Raw genomic sequence first — 18061 nt, forward strand, 5'->3', positions numbered from 1 at the left:
CCTCGCGGCCAGCCCAGCCCGGCGCGGCCGCTCAGGCACGCGTCTAATGCCGAACTGCTAACATCGGGTTGTCGCTACGATATATCAGTGAGGTCACGACCGCCGCTTACCGAGGCCCTGTACCGCGGCGAGCGTGCCGGTGATATGCCCCGTCGGGCTGGGATCGTCGTGGACATAGGCAACGCGGCCGTCGGGCGCGATGACGTAGCTGGTGCGGCTGGTCGCGTTGATCGTCGCGCCGCCCGGCGTCTTGATCGAGCGGCCGAGCGCCACGTCATAGCCCTTCACCACATTGGGCCCTGCGCTGGCGACGGTGAACTTGCCGGCGCATTTCTCCGACGAGAATTTCTGCAGCACATCGACCGAGTCGGCCGACATGCCGAGCACGGTCGCGCCGGCGCGGGTGAACTCGGGGATCTTCTCGGCGAAGGCGGCGGCCTCGGCGTTGCAGCCGCCGGTATAGGCGGCGGGGAAGAAATAGAGCACGACCGGGCCCTTCCTCAGCAGGTCGTGCAAGCGGACGTTGACGATCTTGCCGGCGACCGCGCCGCGCGTGGCGAAGTCGGGGGCCTTCGCGCCGGGGGCAAGCGCCGCCTCGGCGGGAACGGCGAGCAGGGCGGCGACGGCGGCGGCGATCAGGGGCAGGCGCATGGGGCAGGTCCTTCGCTGGGAACGCCCCTTCGGATACGCCTTCGCCGGGCGCGAGTCATCACCGCGTGAGCGCGATCCCGAAGCGGGCGTGGGTATCGTTGATGCGATAGTCGTCGAGCGCCTCGCCATAGCCGGTGAAGGCCTGGCCGAAGAGATAGATGCCGATGCCGTCGCCCACGCCCGCGAGCGGATAGGACGCGAACAGCTCGGCCCCGCCCTTGCCGGTGCCGGGATTGCCGCGCGCGGTGACGGATAGCTTGATCCCGTCGGCCTGGCCGATCGCGGCCTTGAGCGAGGTATAGCCCCAGTAACGGTCGAGCCCGGACGTGTCGTCGAGGAACGCCCAGACCTGCGGCACCAGCTCGGCGTGCCATCCGTCGCCGAGGTCGAATCTTTTGGCCGCGCGCAGGGTCAGCCGGTTGACGGAGATCGAGCCGGGGCCGTCCTCGCCGTTCGAGTCATGGCGGAAGCCTGCGGCGACGTTGAGATCGTGGGCCACCGGTATGTCGAAGAAGGCCTCGGGGCTGTAGGTGGTGCTCCGGAACGGGGCGGACGGGCGGTCGATCGCCCAGAACATCGTCTGGGTATAGGCGAAGGTGAAGCGCGACAGCAGTCCGTCGCCGCCGAACGGCTTGAGCGCGAAGCTCACCTGCAGCTTGGCGCCCGCGTCGTCGGCGCCGACGACGCCGTAGATCGGCTCATAGGGCGCGAAGCGGTCGAGGAAACCGGAAGCTTCGCCATTGCCTGAGGCGACGACGGTCTCCCGCGCGATCGGCGCGGCGGCGGGCGGCGCCGGCTGAGCCGCGGCGACGCCGGTCTCGGCCAGGCGATAGCCGAGCTTGACGAAGCCGTGCGCCGGCACCTCAGCCGGCGAGCCGCTCACCGGCTCGAGGACGAGGCGTGTGCCGTCCGCGGCGGTGATCTCGAGCCGCGCAGGGGGCACCGAACTCTGGGCGGCCTCGCCCTCGTTGACCAGATAGATGTCGACGCCCTGCCGCGCCGCCTCCGCGGAGGCGATCGGGGCAGGCAACTGTCGGACCTGAGCCGCGGCGGGCGTCGCGGCGGCGGCGAGAATCAAGGGAAGGAGGCGCATTGCGGGCGGAACTCCTAGCCGTCCGCCGACAGGCGCGCTAGGCGGGGGTCATGGCTGTCACCCCCTCAGACGTCGCGCTTGCGCACCGGCTCGCCGATGCCGCGGGCGCCGCGATCCGCCCACTGTTCCGCGCCGAGTTCGGCCTGGAGATGAAATCCGACGAGACCCCCGTCACCCGCGCCGATCGCGAGGCCGAGGCCGCGATGCGGCGGCTGATCAAGGCCGAGGCGCCGCGCGACGGCATCGCCGGGGAGGAATATGGGATCGAGGAGGGATCGAGCGGCCGCCAATGGGTGCTCGATCCAATCGACGGCACGCGCGCCTTCATCGCCGGCCGCCCGATCTTCGGCACGCTGATCGCGCTGGTCGCGGACGGCTGGCCGGTGCTGGGGGTGATCGACCAGCCGATCCTCAAGGAGCGCTGGATCGGCGTCACGGGCCGGCCGACCGAGTTCAACGGCGCGCCGGCGCGCACCCGGTCCTGCCGCGATCTCGCCGGGGCGCTGCTCGGCACGACCTCACCTGCCTGCTTCGACGACGCCCAGCTCCATGCCTTCGAGCATCTCGACGGCGCGGTGCGTTCGACCGTGCTCGGCGGCGACTGCTACAATTATGCCTGCCTTGCCTCGGGGCACCTCGATATCGTGGTCGAGGCCAATCTCAAGCTCCACGATTTCGCCGCGCTGGTGCCGGTGGTCGAGGGCGCGGGTGGCCGGATGTGCGACTGGGCGGGCGATCCGCTCCACGCCGGCAGTACCGGCGAGGTGATCGCCGCCGGCGACCCGGCGCGGATCGAGGACATCATCGACGCGCTCGGTTGCCGCGGGCATTGAGCTCGGCGCTCGCCGGAGCCTCTAAAGGCCGAACAGCATTGCCGTGTGCGGCGGCACCGTAATGGTCCGCGTCGGCACGACGGCGACGGTCCGAAACGAGGTCGCCTCCTTGCTGTCGAGCGCCGGGCCGGTCAGCATCTCCGCCTTCGCGCCTACGGCCCCGGGAAGAGTGATCCGGGCTGATCTCTCGGCCTTGTTGATGACCGCGAGCCGGCGCCGACCATCCTGCTGCAGCGCATAGGCAGTGACATGGGGATCGAGACCGCTCGCCGTCAGCGGCAGGAAGCGCCCGCCCGTAAGCAGCTGCGCGAACTGGATGCCGAAATATTGCGGCCGGCGCGTGAAGCCCGTCGAAGGCGCCCCGGCGATCGGCGTGTAGAAGCCGTTGCCGCCGCCGTGCCAATTGACTCCGATCCAACCCCGTTGCGCAAAGCGAAGCATCGCGTCCGCGCACCACAAGGCCGACGCCAGCGTATCCGACACCCCCGGCTTGCCGCCATCCCAGCACGAGCCGCCCTCGGTCATGCGGAAGGGCAGCCCGGCGGTCCGCACCGCACCCTGCACCACGTCCATGCCGGCGAGGTGCATCGTCGCGGTCTTCGGGTCGGGCTCCATCAGTTGGTCGAGTGTCGCATCGGGCGAGCCGGCCGGTCCCATCGCATAATAATGGCCGCTCAGCATGATCACGTCGGGATGGCGCGGCGCCTCGGCGGCGAAGGCGGTGAGATAATCGAGCTTGTTCGAGATATCGGGGCCGGCGAACTTCACGCCCGGCGCCGCGGCGGCGACCGCATCGTGAAAGTCGCGCCATTCGCGGATGAAGTCGTCCGGCGTCCATCCGGCCGGGCGGTAGCGCCGGCGGAACGAGTCGGGCTCGTTACCGATCTGGAGCGCGATCAGGCGATCCCCAAGGGTGCGCTGAACCGCGGCCGCCTCGATCGCGGCATTCTCCCTGCTGCCCTGCCCGAAGTTGAGGCCATAGAGACACCGCCATCCGGCCGCATCGAGAAAGCCGCGCAGATTGCGGAGCGCGCGGGCGCTGGTGACGGTGCCGTGCTTGACGGTCTTGGAGGTGTCGGGGCCGAAGATCTCGAACGGCGGCGGGCCGGCGGGATCGGCATCGGAATAGCGCGTATATTCGCTCGATCCGCCGCCGATGCGCAGGACGCCCGAGGGCGACAGCTCCCGAAACAACGTGACCAGGGCCGCATTTGCGGGCGCGAAGAAATCGGGATTGGCGAGCTGCGCCGCCTCATAGGACAGTCCGACATAGTCCGGCGGGATCGTCGGTCCGGTCGCCTGGGCGCCAATCGATATCTCACCCTCGGTCTGGGCAGACGCGGCCCGCGGCAGCGCAGCCGAAACACCAGTGGCAGCCAGAGCATGGAGAAGGTCGCGTCGCTTCATACAGTAGCTAATATCTCAATTCGCGATTATAACATCTCAAATTGTCCGCGGGCCGGTCATTGCCGAACGGGCATTTGACATTTCCCCAGGCGTTCCCATTCCAGGACCACGATGACTCTCACGCTCGAAGCCGCACCGCACGCCATCCATCGTGTCGACGCGCGCGATCATGTCGCCACCGCGCTCCGCGACCTCCTTTCGGGCGAGCGGGTCGCCGCGCCCGACGGGCCGATCAAGGTGCGGGACGAGATTCCGACCGGCCATAAGATCGCCATCCGTCCGATCGGCGAAGGCGAGGAGGTGCTGAAGTTCGGCTGGCCGATCGGCCGCGCCACCCGCGCGATCGCCGCGGGCGAGCATGTTCACGTCCAGAACGTCGCGACGCTGCTCGACGGGGTCGAGACCTATGAGTTCCGCCCTGCCGCCGGCGAGGAGGAGGCGACCGTCGCGCCGCCGCGCACCTTCCTCGGCTATCGCCGCGAGAGCGGCCGCGTCGGCACGCGCAACGAGATCTGGATTCTCTGCACCGTCGGCTGCGTCGGCGCGACCGCGCGGCGGCTCGCCGAGCTCGCCAACGCGCGCTTCGCCGGGCGCGTCGACGGCATCCACGCCTTTCCGCATCCCTATGGCTGTTCGCAGCTCGGCGACGATCTCGCGCATACGCGGCAGATGCTCGCCGCTCTGGCGCAGCATCCCAATGCCGGCGGCGTGCTGATCGTCGGGCTCGGCTGCGAGAACAATCAGCTCGGCGCGCTGCTCGCCGAAGCGACCGATCTCGCTCCCGATCGCGTCCGTTCCTTCACTACGCAGATGGTGGCGGACGAATATGAGACCGGCCTGGCGATGATCGAAGAGCTGGTCGCCCGCGCCGAGCAGGACCGGCGCGAGCCGGTGCCGCTGTCGGAGCTGGTGATCGGCCTCAAGTGCGGCGGCTCGGACGGCTTCTCCGGCGTCACCGCCAACCCATTGGTCGGCCGCGTCGCCGATGCGGTCGCCGCAGCGGGCGGCACGCCGGTGCTGACCGAAATCCCCGAGATCTTCGGTGCCGAACGCATCCTGATGGCCCGCGCGCGCGACGAGGATGTGTTCGAGAAGATCCGGAGCGTGGTCGACGATTTCAAGGGCTATTTCATCGCCCACGGCCAGCCGATCTACGAGAACCCCTCGCCCGGCAACAAGGCAGGCGGGATCACCACGCTCGACGAGAAATCGCTCGGCGCCGTGCAGAAGGCCGGCCGCTCGACGGTGGTCGAGGTGCTGCGCTACGGCCAGCGGGTCGGCGCGCACGGGCTGACACTGCTCGAGGCGCCGGGCAACGACGCGGTGTCCTCGACCGCGTTGACCGCTGCGGGGGCGACGGTGATCCTGTTCACCACCGGCCGCGGCACGCCGATGGGCTTTCCGGCACCGACGCTCAAGATCGCGTCGAACAGCGCGCTGGCGGAGCGCAAGCCCAACTGGATCGATTTCGACGCCGGCACATTGCTCGCAGGCGAGAGCGCCGAGGACGCGACCGGGCGGCTGCTCGATCTGGTCGTCGCCACGGCATCCGGCGCTCCGACCCGCTCGGAACGCAACGGCGAGCGCGAGATCGCGCTGTGGAAGCAGGGCGTGACGGTCTAGCCGTCGCCGCGCCCGAACCAGCCCAGGCCCGCTGAAATCGTACGGGCGGCGGCGGCGAGGTGCTCCTGGCTCGCGTCGATCGCGACCGGCTGCGATCCGTCGATTCGCTCGAGGAACGGGATGGTGAGCGCCGCCGCCAGCCGGCCATCGAAGCCGAACACCGGATAGCTGATGTCGATCACGCCATAGGTCATCGCGCTCGGCCGCCGCTCGAAGCCGCGCGCGCGGATCGCCGCCAGCGTCGGTTCCAGCTTCGGCAGCACAGACTCGGCCTCTTCCGCGCGTGGGCCGAGCAGCGCGAAGCGCCGCTCCGCATCGGTCAGCGCCAGCAGCAGGTTCCCCGAGCAGCTGCTGAACAGGTCGATCGTCGCGCCGCGCCGGACGCCGAAACCGGTCGGCCCCGGGTTCTCCTGCCGCAGCACCACCAGCCCCTGCCCTTCCGCCGGCACGACGAGGTGGCATGACTGACCGACCGCGTGGGCCAGATCGTACATGACGGGCGCCGCGACATGGGTCAGGTCCTGCACCGGCGTCGCGCGATGGGCGAGGTCGAGCACGCGATAGGTGACCCGGTAGCGGTCCGACTCCGGCTCCTTGCGGAGATAGCCGCGGCGTTCCATCACCACGATCAGCCGGAACAGCTCGCTGATCGAGCGGCCGAGCCCGGAGGCGATCTCCGACAGCGTCAGCCCGTCGGGATGGTCCGCGAGCAGCTCGAACACGTCGAAACCCTTTTCGAGCGCAGGCGCCGAATAGGTGTTCTTGAGCGCTCTGGGCTGCCGGTCGCCGCTCATCACACCGTCCGGGCCCGCGCATAGACCGCGACCGCGACGAAGCAGGCCAGCGGCAGCGCGACCGCAGCCTGGATCGTCCCCGCCCAGTGCGAGACCAACCCCATCAGCGGCGGGAACACCGCGCCGCCGATGATCGCCATGATGATCAGCGAGGATCCCAGCATCGCCTTGTCGCCGAGGTCCTTGACGCCGAGCGAGAAGATCGTCGGGAACATGATCGACATGAAGAAGCTGGTGAGCCCCAGCGCCGCGACCGCCACCCATCCGGACGCGACGATGGCGACGGCGGTGAGCGCGATGTTGGCCAGCGCGAACACCAGGAGCAGCCGCCTCGCCGCGATCCGCTGCATCAGCAGCGTGCCGATGAAGCGGCCCGACATGAACAGGATCAGGCTGACCGACAGCAGATAGGCGGCGGTGCGCTCCGGCGTCGCCGGCACCAGCTCCTTCACGAAATCGACGAAGAAGCTCCAGATGCCGACCTGTGCGCCGACGTAGAAGAATTGCGCCGCCACCGCGCCCGCCAGACTGGGGACCTTCAGGACCTGCCACAGCGAGGTGCGTTCGGTCTGCCGTGCCGGGCCCGCGCCGATCTCCGGCAGGCGGACGAGAGCCACGGCAATCGCGACGAGGACGACGACGCATGCCAGCGTGAGGTAAGGCCCCTGCACCATCCGCGCCTCGGCGAGGCGATAGGCCTCGAGCTGGGCGGGGGCCATCGCCGCGAGCTGACCCCGGCTGTGCTCGACTCCGGAGAAGATGAACCGGCCGCCGATGATCGGCGCGATGAACCCGCCGAAGCCGTTGAACGCCTGCGCGAAGTTGAGCCGCTGCGAGGCGCGGCTCGGGTCGCCGAACGCGACGATATAGGGGTTGGCCGCGGTCTCCAGGAACGCCGCGCCCGATGCGATCACGAACAGCGCAGTCAGGAACACGGCGTATTGGCGCACCTCGGCCGCGGGATAGAAGAGCAGCGCACCTGAGGCATAGAGGCCGAGCCCGGCGAGGATGCCGGCGCGATAGCCGAACCGCCGCATCAGCAGGCCGGCCGGCAGCGCCATGGTGAAATAGCCGAGGTAGAAGACGAACTGGATGAACCCCGCCTCGGTGCGGTTGAGATCGAGCGCCTTCTGAAACTGGCGGATCAGGATGTCGTTGAAATTGTTGGCGATCGCCCACAGGCAGAACAGGCTGGTCACCAGCGCGAAGCCGGCGAGATAGCCGGGCGTGATGAAGGCGCCGCGCGGCGCTGGCGACGTATCCGTGTCGATGGGAATGCTGGTGCCTGCCATTCTCTCTTCCCTATACCGTCACGATCGCCTTCATGACCGATCCCTGTTCATCGATCAGCGCCGGAATCCGCTCGGGAACCTCAGCAAGCGGGAAGGCATGGGTCATGATCGCCTCCGTCGGGATCGCTCCGCTCTCGATCGCGGCGATGACCGCGCGGAAATCCTCCGCCGTCGCATTGCGGCTGCCGATCAGGCGCATCTCGCGCTTGTGGAACTCGGGATGGGCGAAGGCGACGGCCTGCTTGGTGAGGCCGACCAGCACATAGCTGCCGCCATGGGCGACGAAACCGAACCCGCGCTCCATCGCCGCGCGATTGCCGGTGGCGTCGAACACGACGTCGAAGAAATCGCCGTCGGTCCGAGAAGCGAGCATCGCGTCGAGATCGTCGTCGACCGCGACGACATCGGCGATGCCGACCGTGTCGCGCGCATAAGTCAGTCGCTGACGGCTCGTGTCGGCGAGCGTCACCGCCGCTCCCGTCTGCGCCGCGAACAGCGCAACTGCAACGCCGATCGGCCCGGCGCCGACCACCAGCACCCGGTCGCCCGACTGCACCTCGCCGCGGCGGACCGCATGAGCGCCGACCGACAGGAACTCGACCATCGCCGCCTGATCGAGCGTCAGCGAGCCCACCGGGATCACCGCTCGTTCGGGAACGACGAGATAATCGCACATGCCGCCGTCGGCATGCACGCCGAGCACGCGGATCGACACGCAGCAATTCGGCTTGTCCTTGCGGCAGGCGACGCAGTCGCCGCAGGCGAGATAGGGATTGATCGTGACGAGTTCGCCCTGCCGGAGCCCGCTGTCCTCGTCCGCCTCGGCGACCTCGCCGGCGAGCTCGTGCCCGATCACGCGCGGATAGCTGAGGAAGGGCTGGTCGCCGGCGAAGATGTGATAATCGGTGCCGCACAGGCCGACCCGGCGGATGCGGATCAGTACCTCGCCCAGCCCGCGAGCGGGAATTGGGCGCTCCGTGATGTCGAGCCGACGCGGCTGCTCGCACACGATTGCCCTCATCGCCTCTCCGTCTCCGCTATTTCACATATGAAAGCGTCTTTAGCCTATAGCAGCCGTGCCGCCGCGCAAGCGAAATCGCGACGCGCCGATTTGACGTGAGGCGCGGGCGTGGCCGCCCGACCTATTGCAGTGCGATTGCGGGAAGGATCGCGTCCATTTCCTTGGTCACCGCCCCGGTGACGTCCATCGCGTTATTCCAGCCATAGGCGTGGTCGCGTTCCATGACGACGCTGCAGGCGGTGCGGGTGACGACGCGGCTGAGCGCCTGGCCGAGCGCGCCGTCGATCTGCTGCTGACCGCGCTGCTGAACGGCGATGAAGCGCGCGTTCTGCTGCTGCTCGAGCGTCTGCGCCTGCTGATTGAGGGCGGTGAGCTGACGCTGATACTCGATCGGCGCAATCGCGCTCTGCCGCGCCTCGAGCTGCCGGCGCTGCTGATCCAGCGCCGCGCGGCGCTGGGCAAGATCGCCGTTCAGCGAGCCCTGCATCTGCTTGAGCTGCGCCTGCATCGACTGGCCTGCACGGGAGGCGGCAATCGCACCGGCGCGCGACAGCAGGCACAGGCCCTGGATCGGCGGGCCGAAGGTCTGGGCCTGGGCCGGCATCCCGGCGCAGGCAAGCAGGGAGGCGGCGATGAGGCTGATCGAGCGCATATCGCCGCCTCTCGCCCAATCAGTCCGCGGCCGCAACCCGGTCTGCGCAGGCCTGGTCCTGCCAGATCACTTCCGACACGGAGACGTTGTAGAGGCCGCGCTGGCGCGTGAAGCGGATCTCCATCCGGCAACGCACCCGCTCCGTGCTCCCCGGCGCGGTGGGGAAGAACAGCACATAGTTCCATCGCCGGGTGATGCCCTCGTCGAAGTGGGGCGTGCCGATCAGCCGGTAGACGGTGAACTTGTCGACGCCCGGCGTGATCATCCGGACCGCGGCGGGATCGACGACCACGCCCAGCTTCTTGTGCTCGAGCGGCGTCGGGTGGAACGCGCTGGGATCGACCCTGCCGACATAAGCCGAGGTGGTGCCGGCCTTCTCCCCGGCGATGGCCGGCGAGAGACCGAGGGTGGCCAGAAGCGGAAGGGCGAGGAGCTTGAGGGTCATTGTGTCCTCCTTGAGATGATGGGGTTCACGAGGATCAGAACTGGAAGCCGACGCCGACGTTCGCGCCGACATGTTGCTGGGTGTCGTAGGTGGCGCCTGCCTTCACCACGGTCACGCCATCATCCATCACCCGCGACAGGCCGAGCGCGAATGCCGACTGGCCGCGATAGGTGCCGCCGCCGAACGCCAGCATCCCGCGACCCGGCTCGAACGCCTGCGGCATGCCCGCCGCAGCGAGCGCGCCGGCGGTTCCGGCATTGGCCTCGCGCCGGACCTGCGAGAGGTCGTACTGGATCCCGGCGACCTTCTGGTCGGTGTAGGCATTGGCCGACTGCAGCGTCTTCGACAGCCCGTCGTTGAGCTGCTGGACGTTGACCGCGTCGGTCGGCGCCACGCCAGCCGCGACATTGTGGATGGTCGCCGCCGACCCGCCCGGATTGAGCGTCACCGAATTATGGTCGGCGTCATATTGCACCGAATTGTTGGCGACCTGCTGCACCTGATGGAGCTGCGCGCCGTTGACCGCATCGGTGGAGGTGGCGTTGACCGCGCCCGCGCCGACGTTCTGGACGACGTTGCCGCCCATGTTGACGCTGGTGTTGGCACCGACGGTAAGCCCGCCGTTCGCCGTCACCATGCCGGCGAAGGTCGGATTGTCGACCACCCCGACCTGGAGCTGGTTGCCGTTCAAGGTCACGACGGTGTTGGAGCCGGCGGTGACGTTGAGCGTGCCGTTCGACCCGATGTTGGTCGACGGACCGCCGTTGGCCTGGATGTTCCAGCCCGCGCTCGCCGTCTGATTCAGCGACTGCAGCGCGTCGTTGACGTTGTTGTAGGTGTTGCCGCCGACGTTGAGTTGGGTGGTCACCGTGCCCGTGGTCGGATCATAGGTCGAGCCGCCGCCCAAGCTGTTCGCGACGCTGTCGCCGAGGTTGGTGACATTGTTGGCGACCTCGGTCACCCGGTTGTCGACGTTGGTGACGCGGTTGTCGAGGTTGGTCACCTTGTTGTCGACCGCCTGAAGCTGGCTGACGTTGACCGCATCGGTCGCCGCCGAGCCGGCGGCGACGTTGGTGACCTTCCGCTCGGCGCCCGCGCTGCCCACCGAGACCTCGCCGGCCGAGTTCTGCGGCGCGGTGAGGCCATAGCCGGTGTAGCCGCTCTCGGAGCCGACCGAAGTCGTCGCCCCGGCGCCCAGCGCGACGCTGCCCGAATGGGTGGCGTTCGCCCCAGCGCCGATCGCGACCGACTGGATGCCGTTGCCCTGGGCATTGGTACCGAGGGCGATGGCGTCGGCCTGGGCGACCTGCGCGTTCTGACCGATCGCGGTGCCGCCCGGTGCGGTCGCCTGGACGATCGCGCCATTGCCCATGCCGATGCCGTTGTTGCCGTTGACCACGGTCTGCGGCCCGATCGCGACCGATTCCTGGCCAATCGCCAGCGAATCCGCCGCCGTCGAGTTGGCATGGAAATACATGATCGGCGTCACCGCGAAGGACGACAGCGCCCCCGCCAGCTGACGGATCGTCACCGCATCCTGCGCCTGGGTGCCGTCGGCGACGTTGGTGATCTGGCGATAGGCACCGGCACTGCCGACGGAGATGGCGCCGAGCAGCGTCTGATCACTGGTATTGTAGGGAATGTAGCCGGTGGTCGCCGGGATCTGACCGACGGTCGGCGCCAGGGCGCGATCCGCGACCGAGCCGGCGCCGAGCGCCAGCGATCCGTCGACGGTGGCCTGGGCGCCGCGGCCCAGCGCCACTGCATTGCCGGCGCTCGCCTGCGCCTGATAGCCGAGCGCCGTCGATCCTACCCCCTGGGCGAAGGCGTCGGTCGGCGCGAGGCCCGTCTCGTTGGTGCGGGCGTAGCGGATGCCGTCACCGTTCGCGTCGGTGAAGACCGAGTTGGTATCCCCGGCGATGTTGGTGATCGTGTTGCCGAGGTTGGTGAGGCTGCCCTCGACCGTCGTCACCCGGCCGTCGAGACTGGTGAAGCTGTTGCCCAGATTGGTGACGGTGTTGCCGAGGTTGGTCACCTCCGTGCCGAGGCCGTCGACGGCCTGGTTGGTGGCGAACAGCTGCGAGCCGTTGATGGCATCGGTCGAACCGCCGTCGACCCGTCCGGCGGCGACGTTGGTGATGGTCCGCTCGGCTCCGGCCGCGCCGACGCTCACCGTCGAGGTGGGCGTCGTCCCCGCGAAGGTATAGGCCGTGCCGTTGATGGTCGTGCCGCCCGTGGCCACCGCAACGTCCGTGGTCGAGCCGCTGCCGAGGGCAATGTCGCCGGCGTTGTTGGCCACCGCATTGGGGCCGATCGCCACCGAGTTCGTCCCAAGCGCCTGCGAGTCCGGATCGCTCGAGTTGGCGTGGAAATATTTGATCCCGCCGCCGTTGTTGATGTTGGTGAGATCGCCCTCGATCGTCGTCACGCGACCGTCGAGATTGGTCACGTCGCCCTCGACCGTGGTCACGCGGCCGTCGAGGTTGGCGATGTCGGTGGTGTTCTGGTCCACCTTCTGGTTGGTCGCGAACAGCTGGGAGCCATTGACCGCGTCGGTCGAGCCTCCGTTCAACTGTCCGGCCGCGACATTCTGGATCTGCCGCTCGGCCCCGGCCGCGCCGATCGAGAAGGCCCCGCTCGGCGTCGCCCCGGCGAAGGTGTAGGCGGTGCCGCCGATCGTCGCCCCGCCGACCGCGGTGGTGGCGCCCGACACGGCATTCAGGCCGATCGCGACATCGCCGGCGTTATTGGCCACTGCATTGGGACCGATCGCGACCGAGTCCGTCCCCAGTGCCTGGCTGTCCGGCAGCGCCGAGTTGGCGTGGAAATACTTGATCCCGCCGCCGGTCGTGATGTTGGTAAGATCGCCCTCGATTGTCGTCACGCGGCCGTCGAGGTTGGTCACCTGCGTGCCGAGATTGTCGACCGCCTGGTTGGTGGCATAGAGCTGCGACCCGTTGATCGCGTCGGTCGAGCCGCCGCTGATCCGGCCCGCCGCGACGTTCTGGATCTGCCGCTCCGCCCCGGCCGCGCCGACGCTCACCACCGCACCTGCCGCCGGGCTGCCGCCGGCGAAGGTATAGGCCGTGCCGTTGATCGTCGCGCTCGGAGTCGGGCTCGATGCCGTCACCGTGCTGCCCGCGCCCAGCGCCACTGCACCGTCGAGGCCGGCGGCGACGCTCACGTTGCTGCCGACGACGAAGGTGTTGTTGGAGTTGATCGTGTTGTTGTTGCCGAGCGCGTAGGAGCCGCTGCCGTTGACCGTGTTGGGATCGCCGATCGCGCCGGAATTATTGCCCGTGACCTGATGGCCCACGCCTATGGCGATGGACCGTTCGCCGGTGACCTGGCTCTCGCCGCCGATAGCGATGCTGTTCTCGCCGGCGCTCTGCGCATTTTCGCCGAAGGCCAGCGCTCCCTCGGCGGTCGCTGTTGCACTGTTGCCGAGCGAGATAGCCCCTGCGCCTGCGGCCTCGGCCAGGCGACCGATTGCAACGGCGCCCAAGCCGGTGCCCGCTTCGGCACCATTGCCGATCGCCACGGCGCTGTCGAACGTCGCCTGCGACGTCGAGCCCAGAGCGACGGCGCGGCGGCCGGTGGCGTTGGTACTGTCGCCGGACGCAAGCGACCCCTCCGCGCTGGCGCGACTGAGACGGCCAAGCGCCACAGAGCCGTCTCCTGTGGCGGTGTTATTCATGCCGACCGACACCGCACCGTCGCCGGTCGCGGTATTGGCGCGTCCGACAGCCACGGCGCCGCCAGCGGCTGCGGCGGAGTTGGCCGTACTGCCGCTGCCGACCGCGACGTTCTGCCCGGTCGCGCCGGTTGTGGCGCTGGCGCCGATAGCGACCGAGGACGAACTGCCTGCGACGGCCGCATAGCCCATGGAAACCGACCGGCCGAAAGCGGCGACGCTATTCTGCCCGATCGCGACGGCCTGGAGCCCGGTGGCGGACGCCGCGGCCTGAACACCGGTACTGCCACCACCGCCGATCGCGATGGCGCCGACGCCGGTCGCTTGCGCGCCGCCCGCGCCGCCGCCGATCGCAACCGCACTACTGGTCGACGCGTTAGCATTGCTGCCCACGGCGGTGGCGGCGGCGCCCGCATTGGCGTTGCCGCCAACCGCGGTGCTGGTGTCCGACGAACTGCTCGCCGAATTGCCGATCGCCACCGATCCGATCGTTCCGCCGGTCAAGTTCGAAGCGCTGGCACCATTGCCGATGGCGATGGCATTTGGTCCGTTTACCGAGGCACTGGTGCCGAACGCCATCGAGTTGGCCCCGGCCGTCGAGGCACCCGTTCCGAACGCGATCGAATCGACGCCGCTGGCGTCCGTCGAGGCGCCGACGCCCAGCGCGATCGAACCGACCCCGAGCGCGCCGTCGTTGTTGTAGTTGCCGCCGGCCGTGCCGCCGTCGTTGACGCTGACATAATGGACGGCCGTCGCCTCGACCGTGTCCGCCAGCGATTCGACCGCCTGGTTGGTGGCGAAGAGCTGTGAGCCGTTGACCGCATCGGTCGAGACGTCGCTGATCCGACCGGCGGCCACGTTGGTGACGGTCCGCTCCGCGCCCGCCCTGCCGACGCTCACCGTGCTGGTCGGCGTGGCGCCAGCAAAGGAATAGGTGGCGCCGTTGATGACGGTACCGGCCGTGCCGACTGCTGCGTCCGAGGTCGAGCCACTTCCCAGCGCGACGTCGTTGGTGTTGTTGGCGATCGCGTTTTCGCCGAGCGCGACGGATGCCAGGCCGTTGGCGATGGCCTGCGTGCCCACCGCGACGCTGTAGACGTTGAGCGCGCTGGCGCCGTTGCCGATCGCCGTGCTGAAGTCGAGCGCGGCATTGGCGTTGTTGCCCAGCGCGACGCTGGCGCCGCCCCGGGCCGTCGAGGCCCGGCCGATCGCGACATTGCTCGGCGTTCCATCTCCGCCGGCCGTCGCGTCCCAGCCCAGCGCGATCGCGCCGGAACCGTCCGCGCTGGCATCCGTGCCCTGCGCGATGGTGTTGAGCGCCAGCGCCTGTGCGCCGGTGCCGACGGCGACGGCATTGGCGGTCTGGATCGCGCTGCCGCTCACGCCTGCCACCGCGCCCTGACCTTGGGCGATCGAGCCATTGCCGAAAGCACTGGCGTTCGTACCCAAGGCGACTGCGTTGGCCGCCCTGGCGCTCGCCGTGTCGCCCAAGGCGATCCCGGAGGCCGCATTGGCGACGGTCGAGCCCCAGCCGACCGCGATGCCGTTGGTCGAAGCCGTGTCGACGGCCAGCCCGGTGTTCGCCCCGATCGCGACGCTGCCGTCGCCTGCCGCCACGATCTGATTGCCGAGGGCGGTCGCGTTGGTGGCGGTCGCCTGGGCCAGATTGCCGATCGCGACGCCCTCCAGCCCGCTCGCGTTGGCCTGGCTGCCGACCGCGACGCTGGTGCCGCCGCTCGCCTGGGCGAGCGCGCCAATCGCCGTGGCCGCTACTCCCGCTGCCTGGGCCTGCGTGCCGACCGCGATGGCATTGAGATTGTTCGCGACGGTGCTGGTACCCAGCGCGAGCGAGTTGACGCCGGAGGCGGTCGAGTTGTTGCCGAAAACGAGAGCGCCGGCTTCCGAGGCGGTCGAGGTCACGCCGACCGCAGCCGAGTTGGCGCCGCTGGCTACGGTCTGCACGCCGGCCGCAAGCGCGTTGGTCCCGGTGGCGCCGTCATTGTTGTAGTTGCCCGTGACACTGCCGCCGTCGTTGACGCTGTAATAATGTGCCGCCGCGCCGGTCACCGCCGATTCCAGCGATTGCTGCACGGCAAAGAGCTGCGATCCGTTGATCGCGTCGGTCGAGCTGCCGTCGATCCGTCCGGCTGCGACGTTCTGGATCTGCCGCTCGGCGCCCGGAGCGCCGACCGAGACGACGCTGGTCGGCGTGGTACCGGCGAACGTGTAGGTCGTGCCGCGGATCGTCGTGCTGGCGGTCGGTGTGGCCGCAACCGTCACCGAGCCCGAGCCCAATGCCACGTCATCGGCGCTGGTCGCGGTTGCCCCGCTGCCCAACGCGAGGCCGCCGGTGCCGTTGGCCGTCGCAAAGAGTCCCAGAGCAACCGTTTCGTCGGCGACCGCCTTGGCGCCCGGCCCGAGCGCGAGGGCATTCACGCCCGCGGCGCCTGCCTCGACGCCGAGGGCAATGGCATCGAGGCCGCTGGCCGAACTGTTGCGGCCGACGGCGATGGCGCTGCCATTGCTGGCCTTCGACTGATTGCCCAGTGCGATGGCGGCGTCGGCGCTCGCAGCGGCGGTGTCGCCGAAGGCCAGCGCGCCGTTGCCCTGCGCACTGCTGGTGTTGCCCAGCGCCACAGCGCCCTGGCCGACCACCGTGTTCTGATAGCCGATGCCGACCGCGCCCTGCGCGGCGATGCCGGGCGTGCTCACCGCCTGGCCGCCACCGCCGACCATGTTGGTGTTGCCCATCGCGACCGAGCCGTTGCCGTTCGCGGTATTGTCCTTGCCGCTCGCGATCGCGCCGTCGCCGAAAGCGGTGTTGGGATCGCCGATCGCGACCGCGCCGTCGCCGCTCGCGACGTTGCCCGATCCGACCGCGACCGCCTTGCCGCCGGTCGCCCTCGATCCGTTGCCGATCGCGACCGATTCGGCCGCATCGGCGACGGTCGCGGTGCCGAGGGCGACCGCGTTGTCGGCGGTCGCATTGGCATTGAGGCCGATCGACGTCGTGCTGTTGGTGGCGACACCGATGCCCGCATTGGTGCCGATCGCGATATTGTCGTCGCCCGTCACCAGATTGCCCGCCGAGGCGTCGCCGGTGGCGTCATAGGCGACCGTGCCGTCGCCGGTCCCGAGGGCAATGTTGCGCGTGCCGGTGACGCCCGAGCCCGCGCCTCGTATGGCGTTGGCGACGCCGCCGCCGATCGCGGTGTTCTGGGCGCCGCTCACGAAGCCACCCGCTGCCACGCCGAGCGCGACCGAATTGGCATTGGTGGTCGAACCGGAACCCGCACCTTGGCCGACCGCGACGGCAGCCTGGCCGACAGCCCTTGCTCCCGATCCGAAGGCGACCGTGTAGTCGCCCTGCGCCTGCGCCTGATTGCCGCCTGCCAGCGAAGCGAGGCCAGTCGCATGGGAATCGCGGCCCAGCGCCGCTGCCTGATCGCCGGTCGCGCTGGTGTTGGCGCCGATCGCGGTACCGTTGGTGCTGCTCGCGATAGTGTCGCTGCCGATCGCGATGGAATTGGTTCCCGACGCGGCCGCCCTCAAGCCGGTGGCGGTGGAATTCTGTCCCGACGCCACGCTTTGGCGTCCTATCGCGGTGGCATCGTTCTGAGATGCCGTCACATCCGTGCCGATGGCAATGGCGCTCTGCGCGAGAGCGCCTGATGTCGGGACGGTGCGGGAGCCGAGATAGACGGAATTGATCGTGGTCGCGCGGGCCGCGAAGCCGATCGCGACGGCATTTTGGGCACCTGCGCTGGCGCTGGAGCCCTGGGCAATGGAATCCGTTCCGGACGCCGCAGCCTGGGCACCGAGCGCTATCGCCCGCTGATTCGACGCAGTGGCGCTCACGCCCAGGGCGGTGGACCAGAGCCCCGTCGCACCGGCTGAAACACCGATCGCCGTGCCGCCCTGTCCCGTCGCCGTCGCGCTGTTGCCCACTGCCACCGCCTCAAAAGAGGTGAAGCCGCCTGGAAGCGCAGTGCCGGCGGCGCCGCTGGCATTGGCGTTCGCCCCGATGGCGACCGGAGAGCCGGATCCGGTCACGGCTGCCTTCGCGCCGCCTCCGATGGCTACGGCATTGCCGCCGGTCGTGGTGGTCGCCGCGCTGCTCGCGCCGATCGCCACCGAGTTATTCCCCGACGCGGTTCCGCCGCCCGCTTGGTAGTTTTGGGCACTTGCAATCTGCGGCATCACAGCAATGCCGATTGCGACTGCCGCCAGACCGCCGATCATCCCCGAGGAGCCAGCCGACCCGAGCAGCGCGGAACGCACGCCGCCGCCGAAGCCCAGCGATCCGACGCCCATATCCTTGCGATCGACGCCCAACACCCGATGCGCCCGGCGCAGCACCGCCATCAGCCGGCGCCGCTGCGACCAGCTCGCGCCCTCGGCGCCGACGACCCAGTTCGCGGCAAAGCGGGCGCGACGAACGTTCTGCGACTCAAATCCGGACATGCCACTTCCCCTTGTTGAACTGGCCACGGCACCTCGGCCGATGGCACGGAGCGAACAGACACAGTTTCCCCGCCGCCCCGAGGTGCGAGGAC

General features: G+C 69.2%; 11 protein-coding genes and 2 pseudogenes. 2 read left to right on the forward strand and 11 right to left on the reverse strand.

The genetic code is table 11. The features are described from left to right. Nucleotides 1-93: 93 nt before the first annotated feature. Complete coding sequence (locus tag LZK98_RS00655) at nucleotides 94-651, reverse strand: peroxiredoxin (protein WP_233784475.1); 558 nt, start codon at nucleotides 649-651, stop codon at nucleotides 94-96. Nucleotides 652-709: 58 nt separating this feature from the next. Continuing rightward, nucleotides 710-1744, reverse strand: a complete 1035-nt coding sequence (locus LZK98_RS00660; RefSeq protein ID WP_233784476.1) for a phospholipase A — start codon at nucleotides 1742-1744, stop codon at nucleotides 710-712. A gap of 50 nt (nucleotides 1745-1794) precedes the next feature. Here LZK98_RS00660 and hisN point away from each other — a divergent pair, with 50 nt between their 5' ends. Then, the gene (hisN, locus tag LZK98_RS00665; RefSeq protein WP_233784477.1) at nucleotides 1795-2577 is read left to right on the forward strand and encodes a histidinol-phosphatase; all 783 of its coding nucleotides are present in this window, start codon (nucleotides 1795-1797) and stop codon (nucleotides 2575-2577) included. A gap of 21 nt (nucleotides 2578-2598) precedes the next feature. On the opposite strand, the gene LZK98_RS00670 is transcribed toward hisN, so the two are convergent. Beyond that, nucleotides 2599-3984 carry a hypothetical protein gene (locus LZK98_RS00670; protein ID WP_233784478.1) on the reverse strand — a complete coding sequence of 462 codons (1386 nt, stop codon included), beginning with the start codon at nucleotides 3982-3984 and terminating at the stop codon, nucleotides 2599-2601. 111 nt (nucleotides 3985-4095) lie between these two features. On the opposite strand from LZK98_RS00670, the gene LZK98_RS00675 reads away from it, so the two are divergent. Further along, a complete protein-coding gene (locus LZK98_RS00675) occupies nucleotides 4096-5607 on the forward strand; it encodes a UxaA family hydrolase (protein ID WP_233784479.1) in 1512 nt (503 codons plus the stop codon). Here the strand turns inward: LZK98_RS00675 and LZK98_RS00680 are convergent. From LZK98_RS00680 to LZK98_RS00705, 8 genes and pseudogenes are all read right to left on the reverse strand, one after another. Continuing rightward, a complete protein-coding gene (locus tag LZK98_RS00680) occupies nucleotides 5604-6401 on the reverse strand; it encodes an IclR family transcriptional regulator (RefSeq protein ID WP_233784480.1) in 798 nt (265 codons plus the stop codon). The genes LZK98_RS00675 and LZK98_RS00680 overlap by 4 nt on opposite strands. Continuing rightward, nucleotides 6401-7693: an L-fucose:H+ symporter permease gene (fucP, locus tag LZK98_RS00685; protein WP_233784481.1), complete on the reverse strand. Its 1293-nt coding sequence runs from the start codon at nucleotides 7691-7693 to the stop codon at nucleotides 6401-6403. The genes LZK98_RS00680 and fucP overlap by 1 nt, the downstream gene beginning before the upstream one ends. A 10-nt stretch (nucleotides 7694-7703) precedes the next feature. Then, a complete protein-coding gene (locus LZK98_RS00690) occupies nucleotides 7704-8714 on the reverse strand; it encodes a zinc-binding alcohol dehydrogenase family protein (protein ID WP_233784482.1) in 1011 nt (336 codons plus the stop codon). Nucleotides 8715-8835: 121 nt separating this feature from the next. After that, complete coding sequence (locus LZK98_RS00695; RefSeq protein ID WP_233784483.1) at nucleotides 8836-9366, reverse strand: OmpH family outer membrane protein; 531 nt, start codon at nucleotides 9364-9366, stop codon at nucleotides 8836-8838. A gap of 19 nt (nucleotides 9367-9385) precedes the next feature. Further along, nucleotides 9386-9811, reverse strand: coding sequence for an outer membrane protein assembly factor BamE domain-containing protein (bamE, locus tag LZK98_RS00700; protein WP_233784484.1), 426 nt, complete (start codon nucleotides 9809-9811; stop codon nucleotides 9386-9388). Between the two features lie 34 nt (nucleotides 9812-9845). After that, nucleotides 9846-12281 (reverse strand): YadA family autotransporter adhesin, encoded by a 2436-nt coding sequence (locus LZK98_RS20635; RefSeq protein WP_406694245.1) that lies wholly within the window; start codon nucleotides 12279-12281, stop codon nucleotides 9846-9848. Between the two features lie 11 nt (nucleotides 12282-12292). Further along, a pseudogene (locus tag LZK98_RS20640) lies at nucleotides 12293-12407 on the reverse strand (hypothetical protein); the annotation flags it as partial. 129 nt (nucleotides 12408-12536) lie between these two features. Beyond that, a pseudogene (locus tag LZK98_RS00705) lies at nucleotides 12537-17969 on the reverse strand (beta strand repeat-containing protein); the annotation flags it as partial. Between the last annotated feature and the right edge of the window lie 92 nt (nucleotides 17970-18061).

The sequence above is a fragment of the Sphingomonas cannabina genome, from assembly GCF_021391395.1.
GTDB lineage: Bacteria > Pseudomonadota > Alphaproteobacteria > Sphingomonadales > Sphingomonadaceae > Sphingomonas > Sphingomonas cannabina.

Bases quoted from the DNA above. Each gene is read 5' to 3' on its own strand.
- LZK98_RS00670 (WP_233784478.1), bottom strand. From the start codon at position 3,984: ATGAAGCGACGCGACCTTCTCCATGCTCTGGCTGCCACTGGTGTTTCG.
- LZK98_RS00655 (WP_233784475.1), bottom strand. From the start codon at position 651: ATGCGCCTGCCCCTGATCGCCGCCGCCGTCGCCGCCCTGCTCGCCGTT.
- LZK98_RS00695 (WP_233784483.1), bottom strand. From the start codon at position 9,366: ATGCGCTCGATCAGCCTCATCGCCGCCTCCCTGCTTGCCTGCGCCGGG.
- LZK98_RS00675 (WP_233784479.1), top strand. From the start codon at position 4,096: ATGACTCTCACGCTCGAAGCCGCACCGCACGCCATCCATCGTGTCGAC.
- LZK98_RS00660 (WP_233784476.1), bottom strand. From the start codon at position 1,744: ATGCGCCTCCTTCCCTTGATTCTCGCCGCCGCCGCGACGCCCGCCGCG.
- bamE (WP_233784484.1), bottom strand. From the start codon at position 9,811: ATGACCCTCAAGCTCCTCGCCCTTCCGCTTCTGGCCACCCTCGGTCTC.
- LZK98_RS00690 (WP_233784482.1), bottom strand. From the start codon at position 8,714: ATGAGGGCAATCGTGTGCGAGCAGCCGCGTCGGCTCGACATCACGGAG.
- hisN (WP_233784477.1), top strand. From the start codon at position 1,795: ATGGCTGTCACCCCCTCAGACGTCGCGCTTGCGCACCGGCTCGCCGAT.
- LZK98_RS00680 (WP_233784480.1), bottom strand. From the start codon at position 6,401: ATGAGCGGCGACCGGCAGCCCAGAGCGCTCAAGAACACCTATTCGGCG.
- fucP (WP_233784481.1), bottom strand. From the start codon at position 7,693: ATGGCAGGCACCAGCATTCCCATCGACACGGATACGTCGCCAGCGCCG.